Source organism: Neorhizobium sp. 05N33 (genome assembly GCF_056397445.1).
In genome coordinates, this window is record NZ_JBFTNK010000002.1 from 188,833 (window position 1) to 207,339 (window position 18,507).

Below are 18,507 nucleotides of genomic sequence, written 5' to 3' on the forward strand. Positions count from 1 at the left end.
TTGGGGTTAACTTTCAATACCCGGCAGCTGACGAACGGCGCCGGTTCTCTTTAAAAGCGTTCTTTTCAGAAGCGTTCTGGGCGAATGAGAGCGTAGGTGAGGTAGACGGTGAGGAACACGGTCACGCCGCCGCTCAAGACATAATCGAGGATCATCGGAGCTTCTCCCTTCAAAGCCTGTCGCAGGCGCGGGTATAGGCAAGGCAGAGACCGAAGAAGACGACTGCGGTGCCGAGTAGAATGACGTCCAACATCGATCTGGACTCCTGTTGTTAAGGCGAGGCCGGACAAGGCAAGGGATGCCGTCCCCGAAAGACGGCACTTTGATGCTTTGCGGCTTTGGAGATGATCTTTAGCGATCTCTCGGACCCTAATATGCGGCGCGACCGCATAGGGGTTCGAGACGGGGCTCAGGGGAAAGAAATAAAAATCCTATAGGAATTTCGTTCTTTCCGGCGGCGGCTGCCCTCAGGAAGCGGCGGTAAAGGTTATGGCATAGGCGAAAACGAGCGCCATCAGCATCACCGCGAGCATGCCGAGAATGATGCTCGATGCACGCAGATGGTCCGGATTCCCGAAATTACGGGAGCGCGGATATACGTGTTGGCGCATGTGGTGAACGGCCTTGGACATCGGCGTTCTCCTCATGCCCGTCCGACGATCTTCATGCGGGGATCGATCGCCTCGGGGGCCTTCACCAGGGTCTCGAAAATCGGCCCCAAGCTCAAGGTGACGCCTTCCGGGAGGCAGCAGACGGCACCCGGCGTGCGATCACTTTCGAACATGGCGAAATGCACCGCCGACGCCCGATCGGTGAACAATCCGCCGACGAGCCCATCGCGGTCGGAGACGACCCAACGGCCGCCGACATCGCGGCCCACCATGAAACGCACGCCTCGCGAGGGAGGCTCGACTTTCGGCATTGCCTTACCCATGACGATCCCCTCACGCAGCCATCATGGAAACAAGGCCCGCGGCGCAAAGGCCGAGGCCGATGACGCCGAGGAGCCTCAGGAAAACGCCGAGGTTCGCGTCGACCGGGCGATTTGGCTGCAACAGCCGGCGCTGCCGGGCTTTGGCTTCAGCAAGATGCAGGAAGTAGACGCTCCCCAAACGACCAAACATTTCAGTCACTCCTTGTTGGGATCGGCCCGCGGCATTGTTCGCGCGGAGCCCGCATCGAAACCGATGCACGACGACCCGAAAGGTAGCGACGGCCGCATAGGCTTTCGATTGGATGCGGCAGACGAAGAAATAGGGAATCCATATAAGCAACCGTGATTTTTCGTTTGCGCCGCAGCATTCCGGGCGGCATGTTGAAATCTTCGAACGATAAAAGACTTGGGAAATGGAATTCAGATCATGACAGCAGATGCGATCGTGCTGGGAGCCGGCATTGTCGGCGTTTCGACGGCATTGCAGCTCGCCCGGCGCGGCAAATCGGTGGTGCTCGTCGACCGGAAAGAACCCGGCATGGAGACATCCTACGGCAATGCCGGCCTGATCCAGCGCGAGGGCGTCGTGCCCTATGGCTTTCCCCAGCAGTTCGGCCTGATCCTGCGCTATGCCATGAACAACCGCATCGACGCGCATTTCCACTGGAAGGCCATTCCGTCGGTCACGTCGTTCCTGGCGAAATACTGGTGGCATTCGAACATGACCCGCCACCAGCTGATCGCCCGCGCCTATGCGCCGCTGATCGAGCACTCGATCGCGACCCATAACGAGCTGATCGAGGAAGCCGGAGCCCAGGAGCTGATCGCCAAGAACGGCTGGACGGAGGTGTTCCGCACCCGCGGCAAGCATGACGGCGAGATCGGCGAGGCCGAGCGGCTTCGCAAGGAGTATGGCGTCGCCTTCAAGGAACTTTCGCCGGCCGATATCGCCGAGCAGGAACCCAATCTTTCCACCGATTTCGTCGGTGGCCTGCGCTGGGAAGACCCTTGGTCGGTCAAGGATCCGCTGGCGCTGACGCGAGCCTATGTAAAACTGTTCGAAAGCCTCGGCGGCCGGGTGCTGAAGGGCGATGCGAAGAGCCTGTCGCAGACCAAGACCGGCTGGCGGATCGTCGCCGGCGAAGGCACGGTGGAAGCCAAGGACGTGGTGGTGGCGCTTGGCCCCTGGTCCGATACGGTCACAAAGCCGCTCGGCTACAATTTCCTGGTCGGCGTCAAGCGCGGCTACCACATGCACTATTTGGCCAAGGGCAATGCCAAGCTCAACGGCTGGACCATGGATGCGGAGCGCGGCTATTTCCTGGCCCCGATGAACCAGGGCATCCGGTTGACGACGGGCGCGGAATTCGCCCGCCGCGACGCGCCGAAGACACCTGTTCAGCTGGAACGCGCCGAAGCGGTGGCGCGCAGCATCTTCCCACTCGCTGAGCGGCTCGACCAAGAGCCGTGGATGGGCGCCCGCCCCTGCACGCCGGACATGATGCCCGTCATCGGCAAGGCGCCCCGGCACGACGGCCTGTGGTTCGCCTTCGGTCATGCGCATCACGGCCTGACGCTGGGTCCGGTGACCGGTCAGGTGATTGCCGAGGCGATCACGGGGCAGAAGACATTGATCGACATCTCGGCTTATAGGCCAGAGCGCTTCAACGCCTAGCTCTGTTCGATTGGTCTTGAAGGGGCACGGACTGTCGGAGCCTGCCCTGTGCGGGATCGATGTCGAATGCGGCGCCTATATTCGGACGGTGTAACATGGCCTTTAGACCCGCAGACAATCCCCGCCACACGAATTCCTGGTACGCGGCTTCGGCAAAGGACAAGCGTGTCCGCCCTGCCCTTGACGGAGAGATAGAGACGGATGTCTGCGTCGTCGGCGCGGGCTTCACGGGTATTTCCGCGGCGCTGGAACTTGCAGAGCGCGGATATTCCGTCGTGGTGCTGGAGGCGGAGCGCATCGGCTTCGGCGCGTCCGGCCGCAATGGCGGCCAGATCGTCAACGGCTACAGCCGCGACCTCGATACCATCGCCGGACGGTATGGCCGCGACAAGGCGGTGCAGCTCGGGGCGATGTCGCTCGAAGGCGGCGAAATCATCCGCAGCCGGGTGGCGAAATACGGGATCGACTGCGACCTGGTGGATGGCGGCTTCTTCGCGGCCTTCACGGACAAGCAGATCCGCGAGATGGCGCATCACAAAGCCGATTGGGAAAGATACGGCCATGGCGGGCTGGAAATGGTTTCGAAAGCCGAGGTCGGACGGTATGTAAAGACCGACAGGTATGCCGGCGGCATGATCGACAGGCTCGGCGGCCACATCCATCCGCTCAATCTCGTGATCGGCGAGGCGGCAGCGTTCGAAAGCCTTGGTGGACGCGTCTTCGAAGGTTCGCGCGTGACCGGCTTAGATGCTGGCGAAAAACCGGTGACGCGAACCGCGAGGGGTTCGGTAAAGGCCTCGTATGTGCTTGTCTGCGGCAATGCCTATCTCTCCCCGCAGTTTCAAGAGATCAGCGGCCGGATGATGCCGGTTTCCAGTCAGGTGATGGCGACGGAACCGCTCGACGCGAGCCTGATCGAAAGCCTGCTGCCGGCGAATTACTGCGTCGAAGACGCCAATTACATTCTCGACTATTACCGGCGGACTGCCGACAACCGGCTGCTCTATGGCGGCGGCATTGGTTACGGCGGAAACGACCCGAGCGATCTCACGGGCGTCATCCGCCCCAATATGCTGAAGACGTTTCCGCAGTTGAAGGGCGTCAAGATCGACTATGCCTGGAGCGGCAATTTTGCGCTTACCCTGACGCGTATCCCGCATATGGGAAAACTGTCGGACAAGGTCTATTTCTCGCACGGCGACAGCGGCCACGGGGTGACCACCACGCATCTGCTCGGCAAGATCCTCGGCGAGGCAGTCGCCGGCCATGCGGAACGCTTCGATATCTGGTCGTCGCTGCCCAACCTTCCCTTTCCGGGCGGGCAGACGTTCCGGGTGCCGCTCACGGTGCTCGGTGCCTGGTGGTATGGGTTGCGCGACCGACTGGGCCTCTGATCAAGGGATCAGAGAGAAACCGGGAAGCTGCCGGTGAAATAATAGGTCGCCTGGGCGCGAATGATCGACTTGAACTGCGCCACGGTCGCAGCGGCTTCGTCTTCCGGAACCATGAGGGCAAGCCGCATAGTAGCGCCCGACAGGTGAAACATCACCAGAAGCGCCTGAGCATAGTTTTCGCGAAGCGGTTCTTCCACGAAGGGCTCGGTGGCCTTGTAGAATACATCAGCCTGAAAGCGGGTCTCGGCAATATCCAGATCAGCAAGCGCTTTGTCCGCCTGGATGGCATTCAGGAGATCCTGGAGCGATGGCCTTTCCCGCATGTTATAGTAGTATAAATCGAAAAGTGCGGCCGGGGCCTGCAAAGCGTCTTCGGCCGTGGCGATCTTTCCGATCTGCTCTGCGACAAAAGAGCGAACCTCTTCGACGTAACGCTCGTAGAGCGTTGCGATGATGGCGGACTTGTTCGGGAAATACTGATAGACCGATGCGATAGGCCCCCCGGAAAGGGCAGCTATCTCCTTCATGGTCACTGCGTCTATGCCCTTCTGGCCGATCAGCTGCATCGACACTTTCAGGATCTCATCGATACGCTCGCGGCTCCGCTCCTGTTTCGGCACCCGGCGAAGGGAACCCCGCCCGGATCCTTTCGTCGAATCTGGCATCCGCAAACCGTCTCCTCAAACACCTGTCAACTGCTCCCTGCCGTCGCCGGGAAAATTCCCGGCAAGTCAGGCGGAATTGCTTGAACGCAAAACTGTTACTTATACGGCGCCCGAAGAGCATCGGATCACAATGACTGGTAATTTTTAGAATACTTTCCACGGCGATGCACAAGACAGAACATCGGAGAAAACGAGAGGCTAAATCCTATTATCTATCCTCAAATGAGCCTGGTAATACCATCGAAAGCCTTGCTGACGATGGTATCGACACTTGCGTCGACGTCGACCGTTATCACCCCGGCCTCATGCTCGGGGCTTTCAAGGGTTGCGAGCTGGCTCTGAAGCAATGATGTCGGCATGAAATGGCCGGTACGCGCGCCCATCCGTTGTTCAAGAACCTTGGGGTCGCCCGTGAGAAAGACGAAATAGAGCGTGCCGCCGGCCTCCCGCCGCAAACGATCTCGATAGGTTTGTTTGAGCGCCGAACACGAGACGACCACGCTTTGGCCGCGCCCCCTTGCCGTGGCCAGTTCGTTGCCGACGAGATCGAGCCAGGGCCAGCGGTCGTCGTCGGTCAGCGGAATGCCCTTCGCCATCTTGGCGACATTCGCCTCCGGATGCAGGCGATCACCCTCCACGAACGCGCAGCCGAGACGCGCGGCGAGATGTTCGCCCACCGATGTCTTCCCCGATCCGCTGACACCCATGACGACGATTGCGAGAGGAAACGAGGGTTCGATCGGGGGCATGATTAACTTCCATTGGGACCATGTTCAGGGGCGGGAAAACCGAAATACAGGAGCCGAGGTTAACTTCAGGTTTTCCAATTCTCTTACGGGAACTTTAGAGGGGCTGCGATAAAAGGGCTGACCTTGAAGCGCATTCTGCACTCACCGAGCTCAACCGGGAACCCACGATCATGCGGCGACTCATCGACAATATTGCGTTACGCCTTTATCATATCCTACGCGATACAGGCGGCAATTTTGCGATAGCCACCGCCCTGGCGATGCCGCTCCTCGTCACGACCGCCGGTGGTGCGATCGATTTTGCCCAGGCCTCGTTCGAGCGCGGCCGGCTGCAGGGCGCCCTTGATGCGGCTTTGCTCAGCGCCGTTGCGAAACCCGATATTGCAAGTCAGCGCCGGGAAGCGCTGCGCTTTCTGACCGATACGGTACCGGAAGACACCGACCTCGACACCGCGCTCATCGTCGCCGGAAATGCGGATGGCAGCCTGACGGGCACCTATGCCCAAGGCGTGCCGACCAATTTCCTCGGTCTGCTCGGCATCCACACCATCGACGTCAAGGTCCAATCCACCGCGATCGCGAACAGGAACCCGAAGCCTTCAGGCGCATGCATCTACGTGCTCGGCAACACGGCGCAGGCCGTCCTGATCAATTCGGGCGCCAACGTGCATTCGGAGAAATGCGGCGTGGAGGTCAGTTCGAGCCAGAACCCGGCCTTCATCATGAACAGCGGCGCGACGATCGATACGCCCAGCTTCTGCGTTGCCGGCACCCAATACATCAAGAACGGCGGGACGCTCAGCAACCTGAAACCCGGCTGCAAGGTCTCCGGCGACCCCTATGCCGTCGGCATCGCCGAGCCGACCGTCTCCTCGACCTGCACCACCAGCGGCACAAGGGACGGAGCAGTGCAGGACATGGCCCCAGGCGTCCATTGCGGCACCACCTTCAACGGATCACCGAAGATCACGTTCAAACCCGGCCTCCATATCATCAAGGGCCGGATGATCATCAACTCCGGTTCGACGGTCGTCGCGGACGGGGTGACCTTCTATTTCCCCGATACCGACAGCGAAATCCGCGCCAATGGCGCCCTGAGCTTCACCGCATCGGCGCCGACCAGCGGCACCTACAAGGGCATCCTGATGTTCGAAAAGACCAGCGATGTCGCCAACAACGGCCGCAAGCAACAGTATATCTTCAACGGCTCCAATGGCGAGACGCTCAAGGGAGTCATCCATCTTCCGAACCGTGACGTCGTCTACAACTCGACCACCAATCAGTCGAACCTGATTACGCTGGTGGTCAATACGATGATCATGAACTCCGCCAACTGGCAGATCGAACCCTATACGGGGGCTGACAGCGGGACAGGCTCTGAAATTACATCGGTGCGCCTCGTCAACTGACGCTCAACGCTGCCGGGCTTCCTTGCCGAGCACGACGGGCATGAGCACCGACAGGAACATCAGCCGAAGCACGTGATGGGCGCCGACATAGGTGGGGTCGGCATGCAGCATCACCGCCATCGCCGACATGGTTTCCAACCCGCCCGGCGCAAAGGCGATCAATGCCGCATCGAGCGGCACGCCGGTCAGATAGGAAACGCCGCCGGCAATCGCCGCTGCCAGCACGATGACGACCACGGTCACCACGCCGCCGGCCACGAAGGCGGTGCGCAATTCGCGGATCGACACGCCGCAGAAACGCGTGCCGATGACCGAACCGAGGATGACATAGGTCGGAACCAGCAGCCAGTTCGGAACTCCGCCGTTGATGAAGCCGGTCACATGCGTGGCGATCGATACCACGACGCCGCCGAGCAGCAGCGCCGCCGGAAAATTCCAGCGCATGAACACCACGCCGAACAGCGCTGAGACGATAAGCATGGCGATGAGAACAGGCGCGCTCATCACCAAAGGCACCAGAACCGGGTCGGTGCCGACGAGATCGAAGACCTCCACGATCAGCGGGACCGTAATCGTCAGCGCCAGCACGCGCACGCTCTGGCCGACGCTGACGGCGCGCAGGTCGCAGCGGGTTTCGGCGGCGAGGCTCAGCACATAGCTCAGGTGCCCGGGGGAGGAGGCGAGCAGCGCGGTGATCCGGTCATAGTGGAAGAACCGCTGCAGCACCCACGAACTCACATAGAGCAGGATGACGACCGCCACGAGCACCATGACGAAACTCAGAGGCCAAGTGCGCGCCGCGACGATCACCTCCGGCGTAACAGTCGCCCCCATCGACACGCCGACGACGATGAAACAGACGTTGCGGACCTGCGCCGGCACCGCCAGGTTCAGCCCGGCAAGCCCCGCAATGGTGATCGCGATTGCCGGACCAATGAGGTAAGGAGCTGGAAAAGCAATGAGAATTGCGACCAGCGCACCGGCAGTGCCGATCAGCGCAGTCAGCGCGAATACGCGCAATTCCGAAAGGGGCATGGCTTGATCCTGAAGGCGCCACAGGAAGGAAAACTGACAAAAGCCAGCAAAACGCCTCGTCCCCTTCTATTGCAAATGCGCGCGAGGTCAACCTCTTCTACAGCATACGGGGGATAGCAAAAGGCGCCAACCTCAACGGCGGCGCCTTCAAGAAACGTCAACGGGCAAGATCAAGCGGCCGGCGCGACGACCTTCGGGATGGCCTTCGGCAGATGCAGCATATCGATGCCCAGCAGGAAATTGATCTGCGGGCGCGCCTTGACGAGGTCGTCGATCGTGTATTCGGCGAGCACATCGAAGAAAGCATTGAGGGCCTTGCGAAGCGCGGCGTTCAGCCCACAGCTGTCAACAAGGGGACATTCCGCAACGCCCTCTTCGAAGCATTCCGCCATGGCGAAACTATCTTCTGTCACCTTGATGACGTCGAACAGGGTGATGCGCTCAGCAGCACGACCAAGCCTGACGCCGCCATTGCGACCACGCACGGTCTCCACCAGACCTGCCTTCGTGAGCGGCTGGAGGATCTTGAAGAGGAACAGTTCGGAAACGCCGTATGCCCTTGCAATCTCGGGGATGCGGCTGAGATGGCCTTCGTTGGCGGCACAATACATCAGCATCCGTACTGCGTAATTCGTCTGTTTGGTCAAGCGCATGCTGGTCTCCCGAGACTGGTACCCGCCCTATATAAAGACTTCCCTAGTTTTGAACAATTCCAAAATAAGAAAATCGTCATCAAGTTTCCGACGCGAGACAGCGTGCCTCCGTCGGAGCGGAATGCAAGCGATGAATTGCTCATCCACACAAACGATGACCGGAAGGCCGGGGCACGCCGGAGCGGGCCTTCGGCGCTCGGCCCAAGGACGACGTGCGGACGCCCCCCCAGCAGGCCGCGCAAGAACAGCCGACAATATCTCGCGACCTGCGTAAGTTTTGGTGGACCTGCACAAAGCCGGTTCAGGATCGGCGACGGTTCGACTGAAAAGTTCCGGCTGATCAACCGGTCATCGCGAGCGCAACCCAGGTGGGGATAGCAACCACCACCATTGCAGCCAGCAGGCTAAGGCCGATCCTCGCCAGATACGCGCGGCGGGCACGCTTCGCATCCCACTCGTACACCATGGACATACATCCCCACTCCTACTCCGCAAGCTAAATTAGGATAGTCTGCGGATACGTCAATGGTGGCTATCGATCATGGCTACCTTGCCTGAGGCCGACCTTCCAGCTCGGCGGCATAATTGCGGATGTCCTGCTGACGTTGCGGGGTGCCCGGATGGCTCGACAGGATGCTCGCGTCGCCATGGTCTCCGAGCTTTTCTTCGAGGACCACGAAGAAGCGGGCAAGTGCGGCGGGATCGTAACCGGCAGCCCGCATCAGCTCGACCGAACGGCGATCCGCCTCCGCTTCCGCGGCCCGTGAATAGGACAATGCCACCAGTGCACCGCCCTGGGTGAGGATATCCTCGACGCCCGAGCCGACATCGCCGGCAATCAGCATGACCAGCGCGGCAACGCCGGCTGCGCGATAGAGCTGCCGCAGGCTGTGCTTGCCCTCGACATGGGCAATCTCGTGGCCGAGCACGCCGAGGATCATTTCCCGGTCGCTGTTGGCGAGCTTCACCAGATCGTCGGTGAGGATCAGGCTGCCGTCGGGGAGTGCGAAGGCATTCGGGCCAATCACGCCGCCATCCCGGAAATAAAGCCGATAGGCCTTCTGTCCGCCCTTCGAATGTTCGGCCAGTTTCGAGAAGCCCTCGGAGATCGCCTGCCGTTCGCCTTCCGGCAATTCGGAGGGTTTCAGGATCGTCCGATCGAGCGAGGCGAGCGTGCCGGAGCCGATCAGTTCCGGCACGAACGGCGGCGTTACCAGGACGGCAACCTCCACCAGCACGGGTACCGCAAACCGATAGATCGAAGCCGCAAGCAGGATGACGGCGATCGTCATGACGATCAGCCGCGGATGGAATCGCTCCAGCCGATGGATCAGGCCGCTGCGAGCGCCTCGCTTGGCGCGGAGATAGGTGTCGATGCCCTCGTTGTCGCGCGTTTCGAACACGGAACCATCCGGGAAACTCACTCGCCGCGGAATAGAGCCGACCCGCGAACTGACCTCGACCCGCTCCGGCACGGCAGAGGCGAGGACCTGCCCCTCTTCCGCCGCGACGAGGAGACTGCCATCCTCGCGCAGAACGGCCGGGATTGCGCGGCTGGAATTGGCCGGATGCCATTCGCCTTTAGCGATGACCGCTCCGTCAGAAGCCAAAGTCGAACCCTTCCATATCCATGTATTCGGCACTGATTGCAGCACCGGTCGCCTCGATCGAGGAGAGGATTTCGCCCGGATCGCCGTTAATGCGGATGCCGGAATGCTCGTTCACATACCGCGCCATCCGGACCGCCGCCCAGGGGCGCATCAGTCCGAGCGTCAGCACGGTGACGATCACGTTGCTGATTGCGATCCAGGCATAACGCAGCCGGGAGATATCGCTGACCAGCTGATGGCGACCGTCAAGTTCCGCCGCCGACCAGGCGACGTTGCGCACACCCGCCCGATAGAAGAGACCAGCAACACCATAGAGGATGAAATAGATGAAGACCCCGGCATAGAGACCGGCGATGCTCAGCACGGTCATCTGCGTGCTCGTCAATTCGGCGCTCTCGCGCATGACGGTCGCAGCACCGATGATCACGACGAAGGCAATGAAACCGAAGACGATGCTGCCCAGGAACACGATCAATGCCGGCAGGATCCAGACGCGATAAAGTTGGCCGAGCTGCGGATCGCTGGAAAACGGCCGGTCTCCGTACCGCAGGTTGTTGAAGATGTATCGCCAGGTCCAGCGGCTCGCGAGTGGCGCCAGGATGCCGAAGGAAATGAAGGCGACAAAACTGCCGAGCAGGATCGCAACGAAAGCGCCGCCCGCGGTGCCGACGAAATCGAAACGCACATTGCGGTAGCTCGTCACCCGGGCGTTGAAGCGCAGGCTGCGCTTGATGAGCCACGGAAGAGCAACCAGGATCACGATCGGAGTAAGGATGCCGAGCGGCGGAAAAATCGCCGTGCTGATGTTGATCACGATCAGGAACGCAATGACGATCAGCCGGCCGATGAAGATCTGCTTGCCGGTCGCGTGATATTCGAAGGCGCGGTCGAGAATGACCGTGTTGCCGTAGAAGTATCGCATGCGCCGCACCTTGGCCCAGGCCGAATAGATGCCGAGGGTGACGATCGTCAGCAGAACGTTGACGATCCAGATACCGAAATATTCGCTGGCGCTGCCGGTGAAGGATGCGCGCTCAAAATACTGCCCCGCCGCCGCCCGAGGCGTCGTCTCTGCCATTGCCATGATGTCATATCCCCTTGCCGAATACCGTCGAGACGGCTGCCTGCCCGATTCCCCGCATGATTGTAGGGCCTGGATATGTCATTTCAATTGTTCGCGCGACACGTAATCAGATTCTGGGTCGCCAAAACAAAAACGGGCCTCCTGCGAGACCCGTTTTGCTCATTTCTCGATTGGGCCCTCAGGCGTGTGCCGGCGTCCCGGCAGGGAGATCGGCGCCGAGCGCTTGGGCCGCAGCAGCGTTGTTCTCCGGCGTGTCGGCGAACCGATAACCTTTTTCGATCAGCCGGTGCGTATACTGCTTGTTGTAGAGAAAGGAGAAAATGAGTTGCGAGATGCCCGCGGTGAACACCGAGATCACCAGATGCAGGGCACCGATGGAGATTTCACCGCGTACAACCGGAACCAGCCAGCCGAAGAAAAGGTAGGTCCAGGAAAAACCGTGGAAACCCTTCTTGGTCAGACCGATGCTGTCGTTCTTCATCATTACCTTTTTAGCCATGCCCGTCCCCTTTTTGTTACTTTACCGTCATTCGTATAAACGAGAACCACTGACGATTTGGCCAGTATTCACGGATAAAGCGGGATTAAATTGCTTGGTAAACCGGATATGACGCCAACAAAAAACGGGCCCCGAAGAGGCCCGCCTGATAATTTCGACCGAGTTTCTGCTTACTTCATCGTCGGCATGACGAATTCGGCACCATCCTTGATGCCGGACGGCCAGCGGGCGGTGATCGTCTTGGTCTTGGTCCAGAACTTGATCGAATCCGTGCCGTGCTGGTTGAGATCGCCGAAGCTCGAAGCCTTCCAGCCGCCGAACGAGTGATAGGCGAGCGGAACCGGGATCGGAACGTTGATGCCGATCATGCCGATATTGATGCGGCTGGCGAAGTCACGGGCGGCATCGCCGTCGCGGGTGTAGATCGCAACGCCGTTGCCGTATTCGTGCTTCATCGGCAGATCGAGCGCTTCTTCATAGTTATGGGCGCGGACGACCGAGAGGACAGGACCGAAGATTTCCTGCTTGTAGATGTCCATCTCGGGCGTGACATTGTCGAACAGCGTGCCGCCGACGAAATAGCCGTTCTCGTAACCCTGCAGCTTGAAGCCGCGGCCATCGACGAGAAGCTTGGCGCCTTCCTCGACGCCGCGGTTGATCAGCCCGTTGATGCGGGCGTGTGCTTCCTTGGTGACGACCGGTCCCATGTCGGCCTTTTCGTCCGTGTAGGGACCGATACGCAGGGACTCGATCTTCGGGATCAGCTTTTCAACGAGGCGGTTGGCGGTTTCCTCGCCGACCGGGACCGCGACCGAAACCGCCATGCAGCGCTCGCCGGCGGAACCGTAGCCGGCCCCCATCAGCGCGTTGACGGCCTGGTCGAGATCCGCGTCCGGCATGATGATCATGTGGTTCTTGGCGCCGCCGAAGCACTGCGCGCGCTTGCCGTTCATCGCAGCCGTGCCATAGACGTAACGGGCGATCGGGGTCGAGCCGACGAAGGAGATGGCGCCGATATCCGGATCGGTGAGGATCGCGTCGACGGCTGCCTTGTCGCCGTTGACGACGTTCAGGATGCCGGCAGGCAGGCCCGCTTCGATCATCAGTTCGGCGAGGCGGATCGGCAGGGACGGGTCACGCTCCGACGGCTTCAGGATGAAGGCATTGCCGCAAGCAATCGCGGGGGCGAACATCCACATCGGGATCATGCCCGGGAAATTGAACGGGGTAATGCCGGCGCCGATGCCGACCGGCTGGCGCATCGAATACATGTCGATCTGCGGGCCGGCGCCTTCGGTAAACTCGCCCTTCGACAGATGCGGGATGCCGATCACGAATTCGCAGACTTCCAGGCCGCGAATGACGTCGCCCTTGGAATCCTCAACCGTCTTGCCGTGTTCCTTCGACAGCATCTCGGCGAGTTCATCCATGTTCTGGTTGAGCAGGTCGACGAACTTCATGAAGACACGGGCGCGGCGCTGTGGATTGGTGGCAGCCCATTTCGGCTGGGCCTGCTTGGCGCTTTCGACGGCAGCGCGGATTTCTGAAACGCTGGCAAGCGAAACCTTCGCCTGGACTTCGCCAGTTGCCGGATTGAAGACGTCAGCCGTGCGGCCGCTGGTGCCGGCGACATGCTTGCCGCCGATGAAATGCCCGATCTCACGCATGGTATGCTCCTCCATTTTTGGTACGTGGCGGGAGTCTACACTTCGATTTGCACAAAGCAATGGAGTGGAATAAGCATCCGTTGTGCAGAAATTGAAGCAAGACCGAGGCTGTCATGTCTGGCAAGATCGTCAGGATCGCGGAACTGGAAATTCATCCCGCACAAATCGACCCCTATCGAGCCCTCCTTGCCGAGGAAATCGAGGCATCGGTGGACAATGAGCCGGGCGTGCTGATGTTGCATGCCGTCGCTGAAAAGGAACGGCCTGAGCAAATCCGTATCCTGGAGGTATATGCTGACCAAAATGCTTACGAGGCGCATCTCCGGACGCCGCATTTCCTGAAATATAAGGAACATACGGCGGACATGGTGAAGTCTCTCAGGCTGATCGACGTCGATCCGGTGATGATGCGGGCAAAATAAGCAGCAGGCATTGAAAGACAACCAACGATGAACTGGGACGATGTCCGCATGTTTCTGGCGGTAGCCCGCGCCGGCCAGATCCTGGCTGCTTCGCGGCGGCTCGGCGTCAACCATGCGACGCTCGGGCGGCGGGTGACGGCGCTGGAAGAGGATTTGCGTACTCGCCTCCTCATCCGCCGGACCAATGGCTGCGAACTGACCGCCGAAGGCGAGGTGTTCTTTCGGGCGGCCGAGCGGATGGAAACGGAGATGCTGGCGGCGCAGGCGAGCACCGGGCGGATCGACGCGGCGATCGCCGGTACGGTCAGGATCGGGGCGCCCGACGGTTTTGGCGTTTCCTTTCTTGCCTCACGGCTCGGGCGGCTGACGCGCCGCCATCCGGAACTTAAGCTGCAGCTGGTGCCCGTGCCGCGATCCTTCTCGCTGTCCCAGCGGGAGGCGGATATCGCCATCACCATCGAACGCCCGGAACAGGGTCGGCTCATCTCTTCGAAACTGACCGATTATACGCTCGGCCTCTACGCCTCGAAGACCTATCTCGATCAGGCAGGAACGCCGCAGACGGTGGAGGCGCTGAAGAGCCATCCGCGCATCGGTTATGTGGAGGACCTGATTTTTTCGCCGTCCTTGAATTTCACCGGCGAGGTGATGCGGGACTGGGATGCCAGCTTCGAGATTTCAAGCGCTATCGGCCAGACCGAGGCGGTCCGTTCCGGCGCGGGCATCGGCATCCTTCACGACTATGTCGCGCGACAATATCCGGAACTGGTGCGGGTGCTGCCCGGGACCGTTATTCGGCGGTCCTACTGGACCACCTATCACGAAACGACCCGCGACCTGATGCGGCTGAGGACGGTGGTGGAGTTTCTGAAGGAACTGGTCGATGGGGAAAGCCACATTTTTGTGTGACGGATAGGACGGTCTTCATGGGGAAAAGAAGAAGACCCAAACAGGGTCCGGCCGCCGAAGCGGCCGGAAAACCTTGTATCAAGAAGGCAGGAAGGTCGTAACCGGAACCTTGAGTGCCGCGGCAATGCGCTTCAGCTTGGCCGGATCGGCATCGGTGCCGTTTTCAATGCGAACGATCTCGTCGTTGACGAGGCCGGTCGTGATGGCAAGCTCTTCAATGCTGTAGCCGACAGAACGACGCGTTTCGGCGACGGCTGAGGCAATGTGCTGCGGAGAAAGCTTCGCTCCATTGGCGGATGCGAAATTATTGATCGAAATTGTCATTGTATGCTCCTTCTAGAATGGCCTGCCGAAAACCGGTCAGGTGAAGGGGGACGAATGCCCGAGACGCAGGAGTCTAAAAAATTAGGCACCGGCTGCCGCAAACATAGGCATGCTGACGACCGAGACAAGGGCGGTTACTGCAGTGCACAAAAATGTGTTCGCTTTCAGGTCGAAAGAAGGCGGCATCCATTTACCCAACTCGCTTAAAACGGCTGGAATCGGGCATTTTTGCCTTAAATCGAGCTGAAAAAACAGAAATGGCACCGCGTTTGCGGTGCCACATTAAATTTTCTTAACCTTCGGAAAACGCCATCAGGCGGACTGGATCGACTTGATCCTGTCGATGCCGCCGACGATCGCGGCGAAATCCTGCCAGACGCCTTGTGCACCTTTCTGCCACTCCTCGAAGGCTTCCGGCTTCAGCAATTTGCCGCCATTCTTGAGCGACACGGCAACGGATGCCGCCTCGTCATCGACGATCAGCTGATTGAAATAGGCAGCCCCTTGCCTCGAGGCGTCCTGGAAGACTGTCTTTTGCTCGGGGTTCAACTGGTTCCAGAAGCTGGCGGAATAATAGATGACGCCGGACGCCCAGATATGGCCTGTTTCGGTCATGTAGGGCACGACTTCATAGAGCTTGAAGCCGGCATAAGCGGATTTGGTGAGGTCCATGGCGTCGGCAACGCCGGTCGCCAGCGCATTGTAGGTCTCGGTGATCGGAATGCCGACCGGGGCGGTGCCGAAGGCGGCCCACAGCTTGGTGTGCAGCGGGCTCTGGATCACACGGATCTTCTTGCCCTTCAGCTGTTCCGGACGGGTGACCGGCTCCTTCGTGAGCAGATGGCGGGCGCCGTAGTTGATGAAATCGCCGATCACAAAATTCTGGGTAGCGAGCTTCTGCTTGAGGTCGGCGCCGACGCTGCCATCGACCGTCTTGCGGACATGGGCTGCGTCACGGAAGAGGAACGGCAAATCGAGGACCTGCAGTTCCGGCACCCAGCCGGACAGTGACGAGACGGTCGAAAGGCTCGCCTGCACGGAACCGAGACGGGCCCCTTCTGCCACTTCCTTCTCGCCGCCGAGCGCACCGTTCTTGACGACGTTGAACTTGAACTGGCCCGGCAGCTTGGCTTCCACCAGCTCGCCGATCTTCACCCAGATCTTCGATTCCGGCTTGTCGTCGCCAAGCAGCGAGGCGGTGGTGATCGTCGTGGTGCGGGCGGCGGCGCTGCGCACGAAGACGGGCGCGGCAAGCGCCACGCCGGTTGCTGCGGCAGTCTTCAGAAGGGTTCGGCGGTTGATATTGTCCATGTCTCAAGGTCCCTAGAGATGTGAAGCGGTTAAAAGATGATCGCCCAGGCGCAAAGGATCGCCAGGGAAACCAGAAGTGCGAGCAGATAGGGCACGACCGCCTTGAACAGCGCGGCCGCGGGGATGCGGGTGACGCCGCTGACCACGAAGATCAGCATGCCGAGTGGCGGCGTCAGGCCGTGGATCATCAGGTTGACGACGATGATGACGCCGAAATGGATCGGATCGATCCCCGCGGCTACGGCGGCCGGCAGCAGGATCGGCCCGAACAGCAGAATCGCCGCGCCGATATCGAGCACCAGCCCGACGACAAGAAGGATGACGTTGGAGAGGACGATCACCGCCAGCGCGCTGCCGCCGAGCATCGTCACGAACTCCGAGACGAGGCCGGAGACATTGTCGACCGCAAGCAGGAAGGCGAAGGGTCCGGCCGTGCCGATCAAGAGGCCGATCGCCGCGGATTCCGTCGCCGCCTGTCGGAACGAGGCGAGCAGCGAACCGGCTCCGACCTTGCCCCAGACGGCGAGGATAATCGTATAGAGTGCCGCAAGAGCCGCCGCCTCGGTGGTGGTGACGATACCGATGCGGATGCCGACCACGACGATGATGCCAAGGCCGAAGGCGGGGATGGCGGAGATCGCCGCCCGCCGGCGTTCGCGACCCGAGGCCCGCGGCAGGGCGACCTGCTCGCGGACGGACAGATGGATTGCCACCGCGAGGCAGATCGCCATCAGGCCGCCGGCGAAGAAACCGCCGACCAGCAGCGAACCGACCGACAGATTGGTGGCAGTCGCCAGGATCAGGAAGGCGATCGACGGCGGAATGACGTTGTCGAGTACCGATGTCGCGGCAATGATCGCACCCGCCTGGGCCGGAGGATAACCGTGCTTCACCAGCTCCGGCTGGAAGGTCGAAGCCCCGAAGGCGGCATTGGCAACGGAAGAGCCTGATGCGCCGGAAAACAACACGCTTGTCAGCAGCGTCGTCTGCGCCAGCCCCGCCCGGCGATGGCCCACCATGGATGCGGCGAAACGGACGAGTTGGTTCGCGACGCCCGAAGAGGTCAGCAGCCCACCGGCGAGCAGGAAGAAGGGAATGGCGAGCAGCAGGAATTTCGACATGCCCGTCACCGTCGAGGAGACGATCGCTGGCTCCGGCAGGCTGCTGCCGAAGGCAATCGCCACATAGGCGGCGGTCAGGAACGCATGCGCCAGCGGTGCCGCCAGCACTAAGCCAAGTGCTGCGACCAATGCCAGGAAAAGGCTCGGCGGAAGGTCGCTATCGATGAAGATTTCTGGGATGCCGAAATAGAGCGCCAATCCAAGGGCGAACGACACCAGAACGGGCAGCGCCCTGCCCTCCACTGCCCGCTGCAGTGCAAGGACGATGACGATCAGCACGCCGCCAGCGCCGAGAAAACCGAAGCGTATCCACTCCGGAACGCCAAGCGTCGGAGAAATACCGCCGAGCATGGCCATGATTTCGGAACCGCCAAACAGCAGGATCAGCGCCGCAAGCACCGTGAACACGTCCGCCAGCACCTGGGTTACCGGCAGCAGCCGGGCGGGAGCCAAACGCACGAAAACGTCGAGCCGCATCGCCAGCGCGCTGTTGAGGCTGAGCGGCGCGCCGATCGAGATCAGCGCCACATGCAGCCAGATGCCGAGATCCTCGGCGCCGATGAAACCAGTGTTGAAGAAATAGCGCAGGCAGACGCTGACCAGCACCACCGTCAGCAGAACGGCGAGGATCAGTGCCGCGATGACACCAAGGACAGTCTCGACGCCCTTCAGCACCCTCGCTGCGATACCGTCGCCGGGGATTGCTGTCTGCTCGAGAAAATCGGATGGGCTGGCTGCCACGGGTTCTTACCTTTGCAGGAGGATCAGGCGGTCTTGACCGTGGAGAGACCACGATCGAAGAGCGTCGATCCGGTGAAATGACGCGATGCCGACACCTCGCGGGCAACATCGAGACGCGGCAATACCTTTTCGCCGAAGCGATAGGCTTCCTCAAGCAGCGGCATGTCAGAAAGGATAAAAGTTTCGATGCCGGCCTTTCGCCCGGCCGCAGGTCAAGCGAAGCTTGAGATATCCCGCCTTTTACGGCCAACCATTCCCACCCGCAACGGGCCTCGATCCGCAGTTGAGACCAAAATCTCGCCCTG

21 protein-coding genes and 1 pseudogene are annotated in these 18,507 nt (G+C 60.6%); 6 read left to right on the top strand and 16 right to left on the bottom strand.

Annotated elements, in window-relative coordinates:
- Positions 1 to 65: 65 nt before the first annotated feature.
- The 3 genes from kdpF to AC1DLT_RS05205 form a co-directional block, all read right to left on the bottom strand.
- Positions 66 to 155 carry a K(+)-transporting ATPase subunit F gene (kdpF, locus tag AC1DLT_RS05195; RefSeq protein WP_038539975.1) on the bottom strand — a complete coding sequence of 30 codons (90 nt, stop codon included), beginning with the start codon at positions 153 to 155 and terminating at the stop codon, positions 66 to 68.
- Between the two features lie 312 nt (positions 156 to 467).
- Entirely contained in the window at positions 468 to 632 is a 165-nt protein-coding gene (locus AC1DLT_RS05200; RefSeq protein WP_477486091.1) for a hypothetical protein, read from the bottom strand.
- A gap of 11 nt (positions 633 to 643) precedes the next feature.
- Entirely contained in the window at positions 644 to 934 is a 291-nt protein-coding gene (locus AC1DLT_RS05205; RefSeq protein WP_477486092.1) for a hypothetical protein, read from the bottom strand.
- On the opposite strand from AC1DLT_RS05205, the gene AC1DLT_RS05210 reads away from it, so the two are divergent.
- From AC1DLT_RS05210 to AC1DLT_RS05220, 3 genes are all read left to right on the top strand, one after another.
- Entirely contained in the window at positions 933 to 1,280 is a 348-nt protein-coding gene (locus AC1DLT_RS05210; protein WP_247033513.1) for a hypothetical protein, read from the top strand. The genes AC1DLT_RS05205 and AC1DLT_RS05210 overlap by 2 nt on opposite strands.
- 81 nt (positions 1,281 to 1,361) lie before the next feature.
- Complete coding sequence (locus tag AC1DLT_RS05215) at positions 1,362 to 2,609, top strand: NAD(P)/FAD-dependent oxidoreductase (protein WP_477486093.1); 1,248 nt, start codon at positions 1,362 to 1,364, stop codon at positions 2,607 to 2,609.
- Between the two features lie 95 nt (positions 2,610 to 2,704).
- Positions 2,705 to 4,003, top strand: a complete 1,299-nt coding sequence (locus AC1DLT_RS05220; protein ID WP_477486094.1) for an NAD(P)/FAD-dependent oxidoreductase — start codon at positions 2,705 to 2,707, stop codon at positions 4,001 to 4,003.
- An 8-nt stretch (positions 4,004 to 4,011) separates the two neighbouring features.
- Here the strand turns inward: AC1DLT_RS05220 and AC1DLT_RS05225 are convergent, their stop codons facing one another.
- Together AC1DLT_RS05225 and AC1DLT_RS05230 are read right to left on the bottom strand one after the other, a co-directional pair.
- On the bottom strand, positions 4,012 to 4,668 hold the full coding sequence (locus tag AC1DLT_RS05225) for a TetR/AcrR family transcriptional regulator (RefSeq protein ID WP_477483753.1): 657 nt from the start codon (positions 4,666 to 4,668) through the stop codon (positions 4,012 to 4,014).
- Between the two features lie 218 nt (positions 4,669 to 4,886).
- Positions 4,887 to 5,417, bottom strand: a complete 531-nt coding sequence (locus AC1DLT_RS05230) for a gluconokinase (protein WP_477486095.1) — start codon at positions 5,415 to 5,417, stop codon at positions 4,887 to 4,889.
- Between the two features lie 170 nt (positions 5,418 to 5,587).
- Between AC1DLT_RS05230 and AC1DLT_RS05235 the strand changes: the two genes are divergently transcribed.
- Positions 5,588 to 6,826 (top strand): TadE/TadG family type IV pilus assembly protein, encoded by a 1,239-nt coding sequence (locus AC1DLT_RS05235; protein ID WP_477486096.1) that lies wholly within the window; start codon positions 5,588 to 5,590, stop codon positions 6,824 to 6,826.
- A gap of 3 nt (positions 6,827 to 6,829) precedes the next feature.
- On the opposite strand, the gene AC1DLT_RS05240 is transcribed toward AC1DLT_RS05235, so the two are convergent.
- The 7 genes from AC1DLT_RS05240 to AC1DLT_RS05270 all read right to left on the bottom strand — a co-directional run bounded on the left by AC1DLT_RS05240 (position 6,830) and on the right by AC1DLT_RS05270 (position 13,374).
- Entirely contained in the window at positions 6,830 to 7,861 is a 1,032-nt protein-coding gene (locus tag AC1DLT_RS05240) for an AbrB family transcriptional regulator (protein ID WP_477486097.1), read from the bottom strand.
- A gap of 170 nt (positions 7,862 to 8,031) precedes the next feature.
- The gene (gene rirA, locus AC1DLT_RS05245) at positions 8,032 to 8,514 is read right to left on the bottom strand and encodes an iron-responsive transcriptional regulator RirA (RefSeq protein WP_038539948.1); all 483 of its coding nucleotides are present in this window, start codon (positions 8,512 to 8,514) and stop codon (positions 8,032 to 8,034) included.
- 340 nt (positions 8,515 to 8,854) lie between these two features.
- On the bottom strand, positions 8,855 to 8,986 hold the full coding sequence (locus tag AC1DLT_RS05250; protein WP_477486098.1) for a hypothetical protein: 132 nt from the start codon (positions 8,984 to 8,986) through the stop codon (positions 8,855 to 8,857).
- A gap of 73 nt (positions 8,987 to 9,059) precedes the next feature.
- Entirely contained in the window at positions 9,060 to 10,124 is a 1,065-nt protein-coding gene (locus AC1DLT_RS05255; RefSeq protein ID WP_477486099.1) for a M48 family metallopeptidase, read from the bottom strand.
- Positions 10,114 to 11,202 carry a YjgN family protein gene (locus tag AC1DLT_RS05260; RefSeq protein ID WP_477486486.1) on the bottom strand — a complete coding sequence of 363 codons (1,089 nt, stop codon included), beginning with the start codon at positions 11,200 to 11,202 and terminating at the stop codon, positions 10,114 to 10,116. Before AC1DLT_RS05260 ends, AC1DLT_RS05255 begins: the two co-directional genes overlap by 11 nt.
- Positions 11,203 to 11,386: 184 nt before the next feature.
- Positions 11,387 to 11,707, bottom strand: coding sequence for a hypothetical protein (locus AC1DLT_RS05265; protein ID WP_247033506.1), 321 nt, complete (start codon positions 11,705 to 11,707; stop codon positions 11,387 to 11,389).
- 170 nt (positions 11,708 to 11,877) lie between these two features.
- Positions 11,878 to 13,374, bottom strand: coding sequence for a CoA-acylating methylmalonate-semialdehyde dehydrogenase (locus AC1DLT_RS05270; protein WP_477486100.1), 1,497 nt, complete (start codon positions 13,372 to 13,374; stop codon positions 11,878 to 11,880).
- A gap of 113 nt (positions 13,375 to 13,487) precedes the next feature.
- On the opposite strand from AC1DLT_RS05270, the gene AC1DLT_RS05275 reads away from it, so the two are divergent.
- A complete protein-coding gene (locus AC1DLT_RS05275) occupies positions 13,488 to 13,796 on the top strand; it encodes a putative quinol monooxygenase (RefSeq protein ID WP_247136116.1) in 309 nt (102 codons plus the stop codon).
- Positions 13,797 to 13,823: 27 nt separating this feature from the next.
- Positions 13,824 to 14,705: a LysR family transcriptional regulator gene (locus AC1DLT_RS05280; protein WP_038539930.1), complete on the top strand. Its 882-nt coding sequence runs from the start codon at positions 13,824 to 13,826 to the stop codon at positions 14,703 to 14,705.
- 78 nt (positions 14,706 to 14,783) lie between these two features.
- Here AC1DLT_RS05280 and AC1DLT_RS05285 read toward each other — a convergent pair whose 3' ends face one another.
- From AC1DLT_RS05285 to AC1DLT_RS05300, 4 genes and pseudogenes are all read right to left on the bottom strand, one after another.
- Positions 14,784 to 15,029, bottom strand: a complete 246-nt coding sequence (locus AC1DLT_RS05285) for a helix-turn-helix domain-containing protein (protein ID WP_038539927.1) — start codon at positions 15,027 to 15,029, stop codon at positions 14,784 to 14,786.
- A 312-nt stretch (positions 15,030 to 15,341) separates the two neighbouring features.
- Positions 15,342 to 16,340 carry a TRAP transporter substrate-binding protein gene (locus AC1DLT_RS05290; protein ID WP_247033501.1) on the bottom strand — a complete coding sequence of 333 codons (999 nt, stop codon included), beginning with the start codon at positions 16,338 to 16,340 and terminating at the stop codon, positions 15,342 to 15,344.
- A gap of 29 nt (positions 16,341 to 16,369) precedes the next feature.
- The gene (locus AC1DLT_RS05295) at positions 16,370 to 18,202 is read right to left on the bottom strand and encodes a TRAP transporter large permease (protein WP_477486101.1); all 1,833 of its coding nucleotides are present in this window, start codon (positions 18,200 to 18,202) and stop codon (positions 16,370 to 16,372) included.
- Between the two features lie 23 nt (positions 18,203 to 18,225).
- A pseudogene (locus AC1DLT_RS05300) lies at positions 18,226 to 18,408 on the bottom strand (alkanesulfonate monooxygenase); the annotation flags it as partial.
- Positions 18,409 to 18,507 lie beyond the last annotated feature (99 nt).

What these genes read in the sequence shown, in the direction of transcription:
- AC1DLT_RS05290 (WP_247033501.1), bottom strand. Translation starts at nt 16,340, where the DNA reads ATGGACAATATCAACCGCCGAACCCTTCTGAAGACTGCCGCAGCAACC.
- AC1DLT_RS05210 (WP_247033513.1), top strand. Translation starts at nt 933, where the DNA reads ATGACGATCCCCTCACGCAGCCATCATGGAAACAAGGCCCGCGGCGCA.
- AC1DLT_RS05270 (WP_477486100.1), bottom strand. Translation starts at nt 13,374, where the DNA reads ATGCGTGAGATCGGGCATTTCATCGGCGGCAAGCATGTCGCCGGCACC.
- AC1DLT_RS05205 (WP_477486092.1), bottom strand. Translation starts at nt 934, where the DNA reads ATGGGTAAGGCAATGCCGAAAGTCGAGCCTCCCTCGCGAGGCGTGCGT.
- AC1DLT_RS05220 (WP_477486094.1), top strand. Translation starts at nt 2,705, where the DNA reads ATGGCCTTTAGACCCGCAGACAATCCCCGCCACACGAATTCCTGGTAC.
- AC1DLT_RS05225 (WP_477483753.1), bottom strand. Translation starts at nt 4,668, where the DNA reads ATGCCAGATTCGACGAAAGGATCCGGGCGGGGTTCCCTTCGCCGGGTG.
- AC1DLT_RS05285 (WP_038539927.1), bottom strand. Translation starts at nt 15,029, where the DNA reads ATGACAATTTCGATCAATAATTTCGCATCCGCCAATGGAGCGAAGCTT.
- AC1DLT_RS05250 (WP_477486098.1), bottom strand. Translation starts at nt 8,986, where the DNA reads ATGTCCATGGTGTACGAGTGGGATGCGAAGCGTGCCCGCCGCGCGTAT.
- AC1DLT_RS05275 (WP_247136116.1), top strand. Translation starts at nt 13,488, where the DNA reads ATGTCTGGCAAGATCGTCAGGATCGCGGAACTGGAAATTCATCCCGCA.
- AC1DLT_RS05265 (WP_247033506.1), bottom strand. Translation starts at nt 11,707, where the DNA reads ATGGCTAAAAAGGTAATGATGAAGAACGACAGCATCGGTCTGACCAAG.
- AC1DLT_RS05280 (WP_038539930.1), top strand. Translation starts at nt 13,824, where the DNA reads ATGAACTGGGACGATGTCCGCATGTTTCTGGCGGTAGCCCGCGCCGGC.
- AC1DLT_RS05230 (WP_477486095.1), bottom strand. Translation starts at nt 5,417, where the DNA reads ATGCCCCCGATCGAACCCTCGTTTCCTCTCGCAATCGTCGTCATGGGT.
- AC1DLT_RS05215 (WP_477486093.1), top strand. Translation starts at nt 1,362, where the DNA reads ATGACAGCAGATGCGATCGTGCTGGGAGCCGGCATTGTCGGCGTTTCG.
- rirA (WP_038539948.1), bottom strand. Translation starts at nt 8,514, where the DNA reads ATGCGCTTGACCAAACAGACGAATTACGCAGTACGGATGCTGATGTAT.
- AC1DLT_RS05235 (WP_477486096.1), top strand. Translation starts at nt 5,588, where the DNA reads ATGCGGCGACTCATCGACAATATTGCGTTACGCCTTTATCATATCCTA.
- AC1DLT_RS05240 (WP_477486097.1), bottom strand. Translation starts at nt 7,861, where the DNA reads ATGCCCCTTTCGGAATTGCGCGTATTCGCGCTGACTGCGCTGATCGGC.
- AC1DLT_RS05200 (WP_477486091.1), bottom strand. Translation starts at nt 632, where the DNA reads ATGTCCAAGGCCGTTCACCACATGCGCCAACACGTATATCCGCGCTCC.
- AC1DLT_RS05260 (WP_477486486.1), bottom strand. Translation starts at nt 11,202, where the DNA reads ATGGCAGAGACGACGCCTCGGGCGGCGGCGGGGCAGTATTTTGAGCGC.
- kdpF (WP_038539975.1), bottom strand. Translation starts at nt 155, where the DNA reads ATGATCCTCGATTATGTCTTGAGCGGCGGCGTGACCGTGTTCCTCACC.